General features: G+C 46.2%; 12 protein-coding genes and 1 pseudogene. 4 read left to right on the top strand and 9 right to left on the bottom strand.

Annotated features, from left to right (window positions below):
- Positions 1–57: 57 nt before the first annotated feature.
- From GXP22_04440 to GXP22_04425, 4 genes are read right to left on the bottom strand one after another with little or no spacing between them, the layout of a single operon-like run.
- Positions 58–1,032 carry a tetraacyldisaccharide 4'-kinase gene (locus GXP22_04440; protein ID NOX08728.1) on the bottom strand — a complete coding sequence of 325 codons (975 nt, stop codon included), beginning with the start codon at positions 1,030–1,032 and terminating at the stop codon, positions 58–60.
- Positions 1,029–2,804, bottom strand: a complete 1,776-nt coding sequence (gene msbA / locus GXP22_04435; GenBank protein NOX08727.1) for a lipid A export permease/ATP-binding protein MsbA — start codon at positions 2,802–2,804, stop codon at positions 1,029–1,031. Before msbA ends, GXP22_04440 begins: the two co-directional genes overlap by 4 nt.
- 17 nt (positions 2,805–2,821) lie before the next feature.
- The gene (locus GXP22_04430) at positions 2,822–3,235 is read right to left on the bottom strand and encodes a biopolymer transporter ExbD (GenBank protein ID NOX08726.1); all 414 of its coding nucleotides are present in this window, start codon (positions 3,233–3,235) and stop codon (positions 2,822–2,824) included.
- The gene (locus GXP22_04425) at positions 3,232–3,870 is read right to left on the bottom strand and encodes a MotA/TolQ/ExbB proton channel family protein (GenBank protein ID NOX08725.1); all 639 of its coding nucleotides are present in this window, start codon (positions 3,868–3,870) and stop codon (positions 3,232–3,234) included. Before GXP22_04425 ends, GXP22_04430 begins: the two co-directional genes overlap by 4 nt.
- A 177-nt stretch (positions 3,871–4,047) precedes the next feature.
- On the opposite strand from GXP22_04425, the gene GXP22_04420 reads away from it, so the two are divergent.
- Positions 4,048–5,955, top strand: a complete 1,908-nt coding sequence (locus GXP22_04420; protein ID NOX08724.1) for a bifunctional diguanylate cyclase/phosphodiesterase — start codon at positions 4,048–4,050, stop codon at positions 5,953–5,955.
- A gap of 86 nt (positions 5,956–6,041) precedes the next feature.
- Here GXP22_04420 and GXP22_04415 read toward each other — a convergent pair whose 3' ends face one another.
- Positions 6,042–8,345 carry a DNA internalization-related competence protein ComEC/Rec2 gene (locus tag GXP22_04415; GenBank protein ID NOX08723.1) on the bottom strand — a complete coding sequence of 768 codons (2,304 nt, stop codon included), beginning with the start codon at positions 8,343–8,345 and terminating at the stop codon, positions 6,042–6,044.
- Between the two features lie 77 nt (positions 8,346–8,422).
- Between GXP22_04415 and GXP22_04410 the strand changes: the two genes are divergently transcribed.
- Entirely contained in the window at positions 8,423–8,929 is a 507-nt protein-coding gene (locus GXP22_04410) for a DUF2062 domain-containing protein (protein NOX08722.1), read from the top strand.
- A gap of 16 nt (positions 8,930–8,945) precedes the next feature.
- Here the strand turns inward: GXP22_04410 and lolD are convergent, their stop codons facing one another.
- The 3 genes from lolD to bioA are packed head-to-tail and all read right to left on the bottom strand — an operon-like array spanning position 8,946 to position 12,185.
- Complete coding sequence (lolD, locus tag GXP22_04405) at positions 8,946–9,632, bottom strand: lipoprotein-releasing ABC transporter ATP-binding protein LolD (protein ID NOX08721.1); 687 nt, start codon at positions 9,630–9,632, stop codon at positions 8,946–8,948.
- Positions 9,625–10,872, bottom strand: a complete 1,248-nt coding sequence (locus GXP22_04400) for a lipoprotein-releasing ABC transporter permease subunit (GenBank protein ID NOX08720.1) — start codon at positions 10,870–10,872, stop codon at positions 9,625–9,627. The genes lolD and GXP22_04400 overlap by 8 nt, the downstream gene beginning before the upstream one ends.
- 14 nt (positions 10,873–10,886) lie before the next feature.
- Entirely contained in the window at positions 10,887–12,185 is a 1,299-nt protein-coding gene (gene bioA / locus GXP22_04395; GenBank protein NOX08719.1) for an adenosylmethionine--8-amino-7-oxononanoate transaminase, read from the bottom strand.
- 60 nt (positions 12,186–12,245) lie between these two features.
- On the opposite strand from bioA, the gene GXP22_04390 reads away from it, so the two are divergent.
- Both GXP22_04390 and GXP22_04385 read left to right on the top strand, forming a co-directional pair.
- Complete coding sequence (locus GXP22_04390) at positions 12,246–13,646, top strand: MBL fold metallo-hydrolase (protein NOX08718.1); 1,401 nt, start codon at positions 12,246–12,248, stop codon at positions 13,644–13,646.
- Positions 13,643–14,338: a hypothetical protein gene (locus tag GXP22_04385; GenBank protein ID NOX08717.1), complete on the top strand. Its 696-nt coding sequence runs from the start codon at positions 13,643–13,645 to the stop codon at positions 14,336–14,338. The genes GXP22_04390 and GXP22_04385 overlap by 4 nt, the downstream gene beginning before the upstream one ends.
- A 50-nt stretch (positions 14,339–14,388) precedes the next feature.
- On the opposite strand, the pseudogene GXP22_04380 reads toward GXP22_04385, so the two are convergent.
- A pseudogene (locus GXP22_04380) lies at positions 14,389–15,047 on the bottom strand (nucleotidyl transferase AbiEii/AbiGii toxin family protein).
- Positions 15,048–15,623: the final 576 nt, after the last annotated feature.

The following is a 15,623-nucleotide window of genomic DNA, read 5'->3' as shown; positions in this document are numbered from 1 at the left end:
AAAACCGTGGTGCGTAGTACGCACCCTACCCCTATTGATCCATAATCCACCCACATACTAAACCCGCTTCAACAAATTTAATACCCTTTCTCCAAAACGAGGGTCTGGTTCAACCTGCAACGGTACAAACCAGGCACATTCAAGTCCCAAACGACTGCATTTAACGGCATCCTTAGCCGTCATTAATATCGGTTGATCATCATCAAATGCCAACTCCTCACGCACAAAGGCATGATGATCAGGAAAGGCATGAACATCAATAGACAATCCCTTTTTTTCCAGTGCTTGAAAAAAGCGTTGCGGTTGCCCTATACCGGCAACCACGTGCAGCGGTTGTGCCCCGAATGCCGTTAAGGCCTGACATTGATCAGGCTGATCCAGACGACAAGCGGTATTAATTGATGTCTTCATAGCAAACTCGCGTACCCCGGCAAGACCATTAGCCACCACAATATCGACTTCCTGTAGACGCTCCTGTGGTTCTCGTAATGGCCCGGCAGGCAAACAACGACCATTCCATAAACGACGCACACCATCAATTACAGCTATCTCGATATCCCGCTGCATCGCATAGTGTTGCAGGCCATCATCACTGATGATCAAATCACAGTCATGATACTCCAGTAATGCCTGTGCTGTATCAACTCGATTCGGACCGACTGCAATGGGTGCACCGGTCTGACGCGCCAACATAACCGACTCATCACCCACCACATAAGGATCACTATCAGCCCTTACCTGCTGCGGCCATTGACTCGCCTTGCCCTTATAACCACGCGAGATAATTCCAGGTTTAAAACCCTGTTCAATAAGAAAATGATAGAGCCAGACAATCAACGGCGTCTTACCAGTGCCACCCACTGTGATATTGCCAACCACAATCACCGGCACATCCAGTGCAGTGGATGTTAGTAACCCCCATTGATAGGCCTTACGCCGCAATAACACCAGCAAGCGAAATAATGCGGATAATGGTGTCAATAAAATCAGCCAGCTACGACGGTGATACCACGCATCCTCAAGTCCATTCATGGTGACACCTGAACATCAATATCTCCAGATGCAAACTGCATCCGATACAAGGCCGCATAATAACCATTTTTTTCCAGTAATTCATGATGCTTGCCAGTCTCTACAATAGCGCCCTGATCCATCACTACGATACGATCCGCATTTTCAATCGTCGATAAACGATGCGCAATAATCACTGTTGTTCGATTTTTTATCAAGCGATCAAGTGCTTCTTGTATCATACGCTCTGACTCAGTATCCAGTGCCGATGTTGCCTCATCCAGAATCAGGATAGGCGCATCCTTGAGCAATGCACGGGCAATCGCTATGCGTTGTTTCTGTCCCCCGGATAACAAGGCACCCTGATTCCCCACCTGGGTATTCAGACCATCAGGCAAGGCCTCAATAAAACTCCAGGCATTAGCATTTTTTGCCGCATCAATCACCGCAGATTCCGTTGCCTGTTCCAGACTACCATAGGCAATATTATGCATAATGGTGTCATTAAACAGGCTAACATGCTGGCCAACGACCGAGAATTGCCGACGTAGATCATCCAGCCTGTATTCATTTAAGGCCAGACCATCGAGACAGATAGAACCACGTCCAGCATCATAAAAACGCGGCAACAAATGCGCCAAAGTAGACTTGCCACTACCTGAACGCCCCACCAGTGCCACCGTCTCTCCCGCTTTAATGGTCAGATTAATATCGCGCAGCACTTCACCTTTATCTTCATTATAAGCGAAGCCCAGTTGTTGAATCTCAATCAAGCCCTTTGCCCGCACTAATGACTGCGTACCACTATCCTGTTCCGGTTCTGCATCCAGTAAAGCAAACACACTAGCGGCCGCCGCCAAACCCGCCTGTAGACCCGCTGTCACCGTCGTTAGCCGTTTAATCGGTGGCAATAGCAACAACATAGCCGTAATAAATGAGATGAAACCACCTGGGGTAATCTGTTCCAGCATGGCATCAAGAGTGGCAAGATAAATAACCCCGGCCAGGGCACAGGCAGAGATAAACTGTATACTAGCGACACTAACCGAACTGGTCAGCACCATTTTCATTCGTTGCTGACGATTACGTTCATTGACTTTATCAAACTGCCCGGCTTCATAAGACTGCCCGGAGAAGCCCTTAATTACTTCCTGAGACTCAATAGCCTCGGTTGTGATCTGAGTCACTTCACCCATCGAAGTCTGTATTGCCTTACTGATACGACGAAAGCGTTTACTGACATAACGAACCAGAATGGTAATCACCGGCCCAAGAAAAAGAAATATCATTGCCAGAAAGGTATTGATATAAAACATCCAGCCCAGTAAAAAAAGGATCGTCATGGAATCACGAATCAGAATCGTAATAACGTTGGTTGTTGCCTGTGCCACCTGTTCCACGTTGTAGGTAAACTGTGAGACCAGTTGACCATTATTACCTTCATCAAAAAAGCGCATGGGCAATAACATCATACGTTTAAACATTGCAGCCCTGATCTCTGTAACAACACGCCTGCCCACCCACGCCATCCCATAGTTGGAGACAAAACCACTCAGGCCACGCACCAGAAAAATTAGTATCAGCCAGACCGGCACCCACTTTATCGTGTCAGCATCCTTTTCGACGAAACTGCCATCCAGCATGGGTTTCATTAATGCAGCAAAGGCCGTATCCGTTGCTGCATAAGCAACCATACTCAGGATTGCCAGGATAAAGATACGCCAATGCGGCACGACATAGCTTAATAAACGACGGTATAAAATAATCGAAGAATCAGGATCCGGTTTAGTCATTACGTACTTTGCCAATATTATTTTGCCGCCATGGTTGCTAATGAGACCTTTGACAAACCTTGTCGACTCACAACATCCATTGCCGTAATTACGGCCTGGTAAGGGGTACGCGCATCAGCACGTATGAGTACCGGAAGATCCTTTTGTTCACCGGCAACAGCAGCAATTGCGGTAGACAATACCGATAATTCTGTACTAGCGAGATCCTTGTCATTCACACTATATTGTCCCTCTGCATTAATAGTGATACTAAGGGGTTGATCAATACTCTCGATAGGTGCGGTAACACTTTCGGGCAGATCCACATGCATCAAGGCCTCTTTCTCAAAGGTCGTGGACACCATAAAAAAGATTAATAATAAAAAAACAACGTCAATCAGAGGGGTTAGATTAACGTCCAACTCATCATTCTTTTTCATACGAAGATTCATTTTTTGATGTCCAATGCATTGTCTTCTGACTCACGTTCACCATGCATAATTTCAAGCATCTTCATTGCCTCTTCTTCCATCAACATCACCAACATTTCTACACGTCCACGGAAATAGCGATAGAACATCAGACTAGGGATTGCAACGACCAAACCAGCAGCCGTGGTCAATAAAGCTTCGGAGATCCCGCCCGCCAATGGTGCTGCATCACCGACCCCTTGCGTGGTAATCGCTGAAAACACCTTGATCATACCAATGACTGTACCTAATAAACCGAGTAAAGGCGTGGTTGCGGCAATGGTACCCAAAGTATTCAGATAACGTTCCAGTTCATGGATAACATGACGACCTGAGTCCTCGATGGCCTCTTTCATAATCTCTCGACTATGACTTCTATTAGTCAAACCGGAGGCCATAATCTTACCCAGAGGAGAAGATAATTGAAGATCCTGCAAACGTGCGTTATTCAGTTCATTATTACGTATCCAGGTCCATATCTGAGGCAATAGATCCTGTGGTGCTATGCGTTGAACCTGCAAACTCCACAGACGTTCCCCTATAATAGCCAGGGCAACCACTGAACAAATCAATATAGGCCACATTAACAGACCACCCGCCTGAATAAGCTCAAACATATATTTTCACCTGATATATTCCTTTCACTTAATATTTCTTCAAGATTTCAGGTATCATACTGATATAGACTCTGATCTGGAACTAAATTATATCCCTTAAAAGGTAGAAAACAGTTTATTCGTCCACATAACACTTATAATTTGATCGATATTTATACCAGGAAGACCTTCATCACCATGGAAAACCCGTTCATAAACAACCCGCACATGCTACATCTGGATGATCACGAGATCCAGCTCCTGGTGGATACTTCCAATGCCATCACCAGCCAACTCAAGCTGGATGTGGTGCTTAAACTTGTTACCCAACACACCAAAGCCCTGATTAACGCCAAAACAGTATTGCTCCCGATTCTTAACAAGGATTGTACCGAATACACTTATGCTGCTGGCTGTGGTGAAAATACAGAAGAGATTATCGGCGAATCCCTTCCTGTTAATTTCGGCGTCTGTGGCTGGGTATGGAAACACAAAGCCCCGTGGTGGACCGGTGTCCTGGATGATATGAATGAACAGGATCGTGAGGTATGGAGAAAGGATGCCGAAACCATAATAATGATCCCCTTAATTGGTAAAAGAAGGCTGCTTGGTGGACTAACCGGGATGCATAAGGAAGGCGGCGGTAAATTTGATGAACGTGATCTAAGCATTCTAACCATCTTCGCCAGCCAGGTTGCCATTGCCATTGAAAACGCAATGGCCGTGGAGGAACTGGAAGAGGCACAAAAATTATCCGAGCAATACCTGAAGAACCTGAAGGCCAGTAATTTTAAATTGGAAGAAGCCAACCGTGAACTCAAACAACTGGCTCTGTATGATCACCTGACCGGAATCCCCAACCGTTTTCTGTTACTGGATCGACTGGAACAAAATCTACGGCAGGCAACACGTAGCAATGAGCATCTTGCTGTACTAATGATTGATCTGAATAAATTCAAGGAAGTGAACGATAATCTGGGTCACGAAACCGGTGATCAATTACTCAAACAGGTTAGCACACGTCTGCAAAAGGCCATCAGGAACAGTGATACCATTGGCCGCCTCGGTGGTGATGAGTTTGCTGTTGTTTCACATAATGTAGATAAGGAATCAGCTCAAGATGTCGCCAATGCCCTGTTGATGGCTCTTGAACCCGCCTTTGAGATTGAAAACCATCACCTGTTTCTGGATGCCAGTATCGGTATCGCCATTTACCCTGACCATGGTTCCGAAGTATCAACATTACTAAAATGTGCTGATATTGCCATGTATTCAGCTAAGCAAAACAAGGACGGTTATTTCACCTATTGCCCGGATGCGAATCAGGCTCAACATTCCCGACATAGCCTGATGAGTGATCTGAGAGATGCCATACAAGAAGATCAACTGGAACTATATTACCAACCTAAACTGGATCTCCACAGCGGAAAGATCACCGGGGTTGAAGCACTTAGTCGCTGGAACCATCCTGTTCACGGGTTTATTCCACCCAATGACTTCATCCCTATCATTGAACAGACACGATTGATACAGTCCTTTACCTCCTGGGCATTGAACAAGTCGATGGAACAATACACCTTATGGTACCAACAAGGAGTCGACCTAACGGTCTCTGTTAATCTATCGGTACAAAACCTGCGCGACCCCAATTTGAGCAATGAGATTCACGACCTTCTGAAAAAATGGAAGATACCGGCCAAGCAACTCATTCTAGAGATCACAGAGAGTGCCCTGATGGATGAACAGCGCATTATAATGGATAACCTCAAGCAGCTGGAACAACTCAATATCCAACTCTCTATTGATGATTACGGCACCGGTTATTCCTCCCTGAGCCATCTTAAAAAATTAACAGCCTACGAACTAAAGATTGATCGCAGCTTCGTAGAATACATCCATGACAGTAAAAAAGATCACGTCATCATACAATCCACCATCGAATTAGCCCATAGCCTTGATATGTTGGTCACCGCTGAAGGCATTGAAGATATTAAGACTCTTAACACCCTGATGGATATGGGGTGTGATATGGCACAAGGCTATTATATTGATCGCCCCATGCCAGCCAGTGAAATACCACAGTCAATCAACAAAAAAACAATATAACCCCCTGCTCTCTGTGTACCTCTGCGTCTTGGAATGGTGCGCAGTGCGGCACCCTACCTGTTTTGTCATCCTCGCGCGGGGGGATCTTAATGCCAATAACGTTGTGCAACATCACGATAACGTTCTATCCGTAGTGCCTGTCCTGATTCATTCAGATAAAACGTAATCGCCCCTTCCCTGGCACTATTCATCACCGTTACCCCATGTTCCTGATAACGTTTCACCACCTCTTCAGCGGGCAAACGAAATCGATTTCTATAACCAGAGGAGATCAAGGCATACTCCGCATTAACGGCCGCTATAAACTGTATGCCCGATGAAGTCTTGCTGCCATGATGCGGCACTACTAAAACACGTGCTTGTAACAATGCTTTATTAGTCGCCAATAGAATTTCTTCAGCTTCTTTTTCAATATCACCTGTCAACAACATTACATCGCCATTCGATGCCTCAACCCTGAGCACACAAGAGGCATTATTACCCGAAAGTCCACCTTCATCAGAGGGGTACAAAAACAGGAAGCTTACACCATCCCACTGCCATCCATCACCTTTACGACAATGTGTGTATTTAATCCATTCCAGTCCTTTGTTTACGCTAGAATAGACTTTGTTAATATCCAGCAACTGATACAATGAACGCGCCCCACCCATGTGATCATTATCACCATGACTGATTACTAAATAATCAATCGTATCAATCCCCTTGGCCGTCAAAAAAGGGGCGACAACACTACGCCCCATATCATAGCTATCGCTATATCGAGCACCGGCATCAAACACCAGCGTGTGTGTTTTTGTTCGCACCACCAGCGAAGTTCCCTGCCCCACATCCAGCAGCGTTAACCAGACCGCACCAACAGAGGGGCGTGGTTGATCCATCAATAAAAGAGGCAACAGGATGAATAGACCTAATAGATGCAACGGCACCGTTCGAGGGGATAATAACAACAATAAACCGGCAACAACCAGGGGCAACAATCCTAATAAAGGAGCGGGAGAAAACCACTGTGATAACGGGATTTGCGCACAATACTCAAGAAACACCCATATCCAGTCCATAGTCTGAACCGCTAACTGTAAAATAAATCCTGCCAGCGTTTCATCCAGCAGTAATAGAGCCGTGCCGATCAGACTTAATGGCACGACCAGTAGGGTCATCCACGGAATTGCCAATAGATTCGTCAAGGGTGACAACCATGATGCCTGTTGAAAAAACAATAGACTCGCAGGAACCAATGCAGTCGACAACATGAGTTGAAGACGACCATATTTTAACCACTTACCGCCATCACCTGAATCAGACAACAGCAAATAAAAGATACTATACAACGCCAGGAAGGATAACCAGAAACCGGCGGACAATACAACGGCTGGATCTATGAGTAAAACGATTATCAATGCGCTGGACAAGATGTGAAATGGATTGATATGACGTTTCAATAACGTCGCAGAAAAGAACATCAACACCATTATCAAGGCACGTTGTGTCGGCACAGAAAAACCGGCCAGGGCAGCATAAATCAAGGCCACAATCATTGCAGCAAGGGATGAGATGGTGTTGACCGACCATGGTCTTTGCAATAATCGCCCTATAATAAGCCCTCTCATCAACAGCCTGGTTAATAGGTAAACAAAACCGGATATCAGACCAATATGCAAGCCTGATATCGCCATCAGGTGTCCAGTGCCGGTAATGCGTAACACATCCCATTGGTGGGTAGTAATACCCCTACGCTGACCGATGGTGAGCGCTGGAATAAAGGCCGCCGATGCATCGTCCGAGAGCAACTTATTCAGGCGCATTGCCAGATGATAACGCCAGTAGGTCAACGGATAAGCCCACCTATCCTCTCGTAACAGCCGATTCATAGCATCCTTGCGCACATAACCACTGGCCTGAATCCCAGCCCTGAACATCCATTGTTCATAATCAAAGCCACCCGGATTCAACATCCCGTGAGGTCGCTTCAAACGCACCCTGAACTGCCAGAATTGCCCCGGCTCAAGCGATGCCTGACTGTAATACCACGACATCTTGATGCGTATCGGAAAGTCCTGCCCGTTAGAATCCTCCAACCGTTGTTTGACATCAAATAGAAAAGATTGTCGACGAGCACTATGATCCGGAATGGAAGCAACATAACCCTGCACCAATAGATCCTTACCCTCAAGCTCTTTGGGTAGACGTTTATCCAACACCTGTGCGGCATTAAACCATGCCCAGTAGAAACCAAAGATCATCCATGCTAGCCAACGAGTTGATGTGCGTACAAGGCACAATGGCAACAATAACAGACCATATAGAAAATAATATTCAGGTAATTGTGAGAAAAATTGCAGGCTGCCAATACCCGCCAATAGAGCCAGACTGTAGATAATCATATTCATCCTTGAATAAAAAGTCCTTATAGATCTTTATTGTTACCCATGTAAGAGTATATAATTGATCAGAGGTTCCTCCAGCTATGCCGAAAAGATTATTTAAAAAATATCTCCCCGATCATCAGCAATTAAAAGAACACAAGTATCTATCCTGGTTTGGCGACCATCTACTAGACCCTCATCTTTGGCATCTAAGCCGTCGTTCACTGGCGGGCGCCGGGGCTGTCGGCATTTTCTGTGCCTTTATCCCTATGCCCTTGCAAATGATAATTGCAGCAGGATTCGCCATTATTTTTCGCGTCAACCTGCCTTTTTCTGTGGCACTGGTATGGATAACCAACCCCTTAACCATGGGCCCCATATATTACACCACCTATAAACTGGGTGCCTGGATGTTAAACTCACAGATACTGGAATATGATTCAGAAAACACCTTTGAATGGTTGGTCAGTGTAATGGATCAGATATGGCAACCTCTACTACTAGGTAGCTTTGCTACCGGAGCCATCCTCGCTACCATTGCCTACTACGGCATACTCTGGATCTGGGGTTACCAAGTACTCAAAAAATACAAAAATAGACATATATGAATATCAGAACACAATGTTACTCTACCAAATGAAGCACCCCATCCCTCAGTTCAAGGATACGATCCATACGCTGGGCCAGAGTCATATCATGCGTCACCACAATAAAACTCACGCCCATCGACTGATTGAGTTCCAGCATCAATTGATAGACCTGTTCCGCATTCTGATGATCGAGATTACCCGTTGGTTCATCCGCCAGCACACAACGCGGATGCGTCACCAATGCCCGGGCAACGGCGGCTCGTTGACGCTCACCACCGGATAGCTCTCCGGGTTTATGTAAGGTACGTTGTTCAAGCCCCACCCTGGCCAACATGGCTCGTGCCCGCTCCTGTGCCTGTTGACCGGATAGCCCACCGATAAGGAGTGGCATCGCAACATTTTCCAGCGCAGTAAATTCAGGTAACAGATGATGAAACTGATAAACAAAACCCAGCAACTGATTCCGTATCGTCCCACGTTCAGCATCCGTTAACCGACTGATATTATGTCCCGCAATAAACACCTCACCAGCACTGGGCTGATCCAGTCCACTCAACAGATGTAACAAGGTGCTTTTACCGGCACCAGAGGCACCAATAATCGCGATACGTTCACCCTGCTGTACTTCCAGATCAACCTGTTTGAACACTTCAACGCAGACATCACCTTGTGCAAATACCTTGCTCAATTTCCGGCAGGAAAGCACCACTTGATCACTCATAACGTAATGCCTCAACCGGGTGTGTGCGTGCCGCACTCCAGGCTGGATATAAAGTCGCTAAAAAACTTAACACCAGTGATACCACAGCAATTGACCCGACATCAGTCATCTCAAGTTGCGATGGTAATTGGCTAATATAGTAGACATCCGGCGGCAAAAACTGCACACCAAAAAATCGTTCAATAGCCGGCACCAGAGTCTCAACATTATTAGCCAATGCGATACCACTCAATACCCCAAGCAAGGTGCCGACCAGGCCAATAATGATCCCCTGTACCAGAAACACCCCCATCACCGAGCGCGGACTCAGACCCAGAGTGCGTAGAATAGCAATATCGGATTGCTTATCCGTCACCACCATCACCAGGGTGGAAACGATATTAAATGCTGCCACTGCCACAATCAGCGCAAGGATGACAAACATAACCTGCTTCTCGGTTTTAATCGCACGAAAGAAATTAGTATGCTGCTGCGTCCAATCGGAGATTCGATAATAACCCTGCATCTCATTGGCAATATTACGCACGATTGCTGGCGCATCAAACATGTTGTCAAAACGAAGACGTATACCCGTCACTTGATCCTGCATACGAAACAGGCGTGCAGCATCAGCCATATGGGTTAATACAACACCGCGATCATATTCATACATCCCTGCTTCAAACAAACCGGTCACTATAAAACGACGTAAGCGCGGTAAACCACCGGCAGGCGTAACAATGCTTTGCGGACTCACGATAGTCACCCGATCACCGACATCAACACCCAGCGTCCAGGCCAACTCCTTACCCATAATAATCCCGTATTTCCCGGCCACCAGTGAAGTTAGCTCACCCTTTTTCATAACCTTGTCAAAATCAGAAACAGCCGGTTCCTGTTGTGGCAGGATGCCGCGCAGAACAACCCCGGCAACCTGTTTGCCGTGCGTAATCATCACCTCACCACGAATGTAAGGAGCCGCACCCTCCACTGTTTCATGCGCCCTTACCTGCTTAATAATCTCCTGCCAATTATCCAGCCCTCGACCCGAGGCGCTGATGGTGCCATGCGCCGCCATACCCAGGATGCGTGAACGCAACTCTTCCTCAAAGCCATTCATCACCGACAACACGGTGATCAATGCCATCACCCCCAGGGCAATACCCAGCATCGAGGTCATGGATATGAAGGAGATAAAATGATTGCGGCGTTTGGCACGCGTATAGCGTAAGCCGATAAATAATTCGATTGGTTTGAACATAGGATGCTATTAGATCACAAAATCAAGGGGTCAGAGCACTTGATTTTAAAATCAAGAGCTCTGACCCCTTGATTCATCGCTCTGATCAAGATTCCGAGATCATTATTATCAATAATATAAGGTGGCATAATATAGAGCAGATTATTAAAAGGTCGAATCCATACCCCCTGCTCGACCAGAAAGGGCTGCATCCACGCCATATCAATCTTCTGTTTGAACTCGATCACACCAATAGCACCCTTGACACGCACATCACGCACATGATCAAAATCAAGGTTGCACATCAAGCCAACTGTTAACTGTTGTTCAATATTAGCGACCTGTTGTTGCCAGTCACCCTCTAGCAATAACTCGACACTGGCAATGGCGACGGCACAGGCAAGGGGGTTTGCCATAAAGGTAGGGCCATGCATCAACACGCCCTGACCATCCGCCGATATTCCTTCTGCCACCCGTGTACTTGTCAGCGTTGCCGCGAGAGTCAGGTAACCACCGGTCAGCGCTTTACCCAGACACATAATATCCGGTTCAATAGCCGCCTGTTCACAAGCAAATAGCGTCCCGGTACGACCAAACCCGGTAGCGATCTCATCCACAATCAACAAGATATCATATTGATCACACAACGCACGTATTGCTGTTAGATATTGCGGGCAATAAAAACGCATACCGCCCGCGCCCTGCACCAGCGGCTCAAGAATAATGGCTGAGATCTCATTATGGGATTGTTGCAGACGCGTCTTGATCTCATCCAGTTCGCTATCCTGCCAAGAGTCATCATCGCGACAAACCGGGGCGGCAACAAAAAAGTGTTTTGCCAGCAGATGGGTAAACTGATGGTGCATCCCGCTCTCTGGGTCACAGACTGCCATGGCACCAAAGGTATCGCCATGATAACCCTGACGGATAGTCAATAGACGCGACTTTTGCGGATATCCCTGGGCAAACCAGAACTGTGTCGCCATCTTGATCGCAACCTCAACCGCCACTGAACCCGAATCCGCAAAAAATATATGTTGTAGCGAATCAGGGGTGATATCAATCAACAACCGCGCCAGATCAACAGCGGGCTGATGGATCAGCCCACCAAACATGACATGACTCATCTGTTCCATCTGCTGCTGTAGTGCCTGATTTAATCGCGGATGGTTATAACCATGAATAACTGCCCACCAGGACGACATGCCATCAATTAATTCTCTACCATCCTCCAGGCATAAACGCACCCCACTCGCCGAACGCACCGGCCATACCGGGCCAGGATTTGTCATTGAGGTATAAGGATGCCAAATATGATGGTGATCAAAACTCATAAGGTGTATATTAAAAGATGTGGTAATGAAATGATAACCTTTATCCACAAGGAGGTTGGCATGGCTACATTACAATTTCTCGGCGCAACCCGACAGGTAACCGGTTCCTGTTATCTAATTGAATCCGACCAGGGGCGTATTCTGCTTGAATGCGGCATGACGCAAGAAAACCAACGTCGCAAACCCACCACCGACAAGACCTTTCTATTTGACCCTAAGACCATTGATGCGGTTGTTATCTCACATGCACATATCGATCACTCGGGTCTGTTACCCAAATTGATTCGTGATGGTTTCCATGGCCCCGTTTACACCACCCCGCAGACCTTCGAATTAATGGAGATCATGTTAAAGGATTCCGCCTTTATCCAGCAAAAGAATGCCGAATGGAAAAACCGCCGCTCTCAACGTCATGGCGAAGAAACTGTTGAACCGCTTTATGATCTGGATGATGTTGAAAAGACCCTGGGTCTGATTCACACCGTTGAGTACGGCAAAAAAACTCAGATCCACCCGGATGTTGAAGTCTGTTTTAATGATGCCGGGCACATTATTGGCTCATCCATTGTTGAATTATGGGTTAAGGATGGCCCACATAAACGCAAGATCGTCTTCTCGGGTGATCTTGGCAACAAGAGTGATCCTCTGCTACAAGATCCCGAGTTAATCAAGGATGCTCATGTGTTATTAATGGAGTCTACTTACGGGGATCGCAATCACCGCCCCCTTGAAGATACCCTGATCGAGTTCCAGCAGATCCTCGATGAAGCGATGGAGGATGGCGGCAATGTATTCATCCCTGCCTTTGCTGTCGGTCGAACCCAGGATCTGATCTTCCACCTCGGGCGTTTCTATCAACATGGCACCCTGAAACAACAAAAGGTCTATCTGGATAGCCCAATGGCAACTGCCGTGAGCGGTATCTATGCCCATAACAGTCAACTATACAATGATGAACACCCCCATTTTAATGAACTGATCAAAGGTGGTTGGAAGAAATGGCTACCCATCCTGACCTTTACCCACAACACCGAAGAGTCTATGGCACTGAACAAAATCAGTGGTGGTGCTATTATTATTGCTGGTAGCGGTATGTGTACCGGTGGGCGTATCATGCATCATCTCAAACATAACCTCTGGCACAAAAGAAGCCATATCATCTTTTCCGGCTTCCAGGCTCGAGGCACAGTCGGTCGCGCACTGGTTGAAGGCGCTAAACACGTCAAGATTATGGGTGAAGAATTTGTTGTTCAGGCACAAACACACACCCTTGGCGGCCTATCTGCTCACGCCGGGCAAAATGAACTATTGGCCTGGGCAGGTCAGTTTCACGACCAGAAACCGCGACTCTATCTAATACACGGCGAACTGGAAAAGATGTTGATTCTACAAAATGAGCTCTACGAACGCTATGGTTGGCATGCGAGCATTCCCACTGTAAAAGACAAGATTAAACTATGATCACAGGTGTCGGGAGTTCTACTAATACATTCTACAAGTCGGGGGTCACCCCTGCCTTGTCTAATGATAATAAGCCCGCAGACTCTCAGACATCGAATAAAGACATTCAGGCAAGTGCCGACAAAAAAACCAATGAAGCCTCAGTAAAAACAGATCAAAAGAACCAGCCCACGAGCAAGAGTATTGAACAGGAACTGAGCCAATCCGAACTACGCCAGGTACAAACACTACAGAGCCGTGATCGAGAAGTTCGCAATCATGAACAAGCCCATCTAAGTGCCGCCGGCACCCTCGCCCAGGGTGGAGCCAGTTTCAGCTACAGCGTTGGCCCCAATGGCAAACGCTATGCCACAGGTGGTGAGGTGAGCATTGATACCGGCAAAATTAATGGCGACCCCAAGGCAACGATAAACAAGGCCGAGCAGATTCAACGTGCTGCGCTCGCACCTGCAACACCCTCGCAGCAGGATCGACGTGTCGCCGCCCGGGCAATCTCTATGGCACAGGAAGCACGCGTTGAACTCACCACCAATCCACCAACAGAGACGCAGGGCAATAAACGTATAGAAAAAGAAGCCGATCCCGCCACAGAAAAACCTCAGGTATCCAATAGTCGTCAGCAAAACCTCAAGCTAATGGAAGATGTGCAACGTAATTATCAGGTCACCGCTGGTACCAGCCTTTATGCCTGATTTTCGTTAGAAAAATTGTCAATAGCTCGCTATTAACTGCGTTTCCTGCCTCAACTTGCTTTACTATCATTCATTTCATCAGGCATTCTTTCAGTCTTCTTCATTCCAAGACCATCAGCTAATAAATCAATTCCATCAATAATTAATGAAGTCTTTTTGATTTCAAGGGCAGCAAAGCATTTTCTCCTATGCTTAGCAGAACCTTGAAACTTACTTACCGCTTCTTGCAAAGGCGACTTAACTGGATACGCAGCTTCTGCTTTAGCCACGGCTACATCTGGTATTTTATTTTGAAGTCTTAAAACGGCCAAATCAATCAAATCACGTGACTTAATAGATGTATCAGGCCAGCGATCAGCATTTGCTAAAAGTTTTTCAGTGCACTGATCTTCAAAGCTTAAGCATGGCACAGGTACCCAGTCAAATTCATCTGGAGCATTTAATGTTATCCTGGCCAAGGAGGATTTTTTGATGATATTTGTGATCAAACATTCACTTGCAACCAAGATCCTTTAGCCTTGGCAAGCGGTATTAAAAATGCTTTTTCATCACCTTCAAGATCAGCTAAAACACCTCTATATTCCCAACCTCGTTCATATCGGTTGAGAATCTCATCCTGGTCAAGCTGATTTATGTTGCCCAAATCCCAACAGACAGCTTCCAAAAATGGAAGCTTCTTCGGTTTTTGTAGATGGAAAACATCTTGCATATCGAGCCAACCTGTTGATAGAACACTTATTTATAAAATACTATCAAACAGTCTAGCACTAAAAACATCAGTTTTCTAGGATTGGAATGTAGCCTCTTTATATCTAACCTCGGAATAGTCATAGATGGGAAAATTACAGGAACGAGTAAGAGGCTAAGCAGTGATAAAAGATAGTTCCTGCTATAAATTTTCGAAAAAACCAAATCTGTTAAAAACAACTGAGAAATGGTGCCAGGACCGGAATCGAACCGGCACGGTGTTACCACCGAGGGATTTTAAGATTTTTGAGTGTTACTTTTAGGCTGTTTTAAGGTCTTGTATATTCTTTTTATTATCATATAATTACACCATGTTCTTGGTGTAAGTTGTTTGAAGAAATTTGTTCGAATTTGCCCTTATTTTAACGAAAGTGCCTACTCTACGCCTACACCAGATGTGAACGACTACCGGCTAAAGCCGGTAGCTTCAAATTACGGCTGAAAGCTGTTCATTCCGCCTGAAGGCGGGCTACAATACACTGAAGTCATCATCAGGGTCATTAGGCTTCTGGTTCTTTATGTATTCTTTCCACACTTC

The organism is Gammaproteobacteria bacterium (assembly GCA_013151035.1).
In the GTDB taxonomy this organism is placed as follows: domain Bacteria; phylum Pseudomonadota; class Gammaproteobacteria; order JAADJB01; family JAADJB01; genus JAADJB01.
This window is presented reverse-complemented; position numbering and strand designations above follow the sequence as displayed.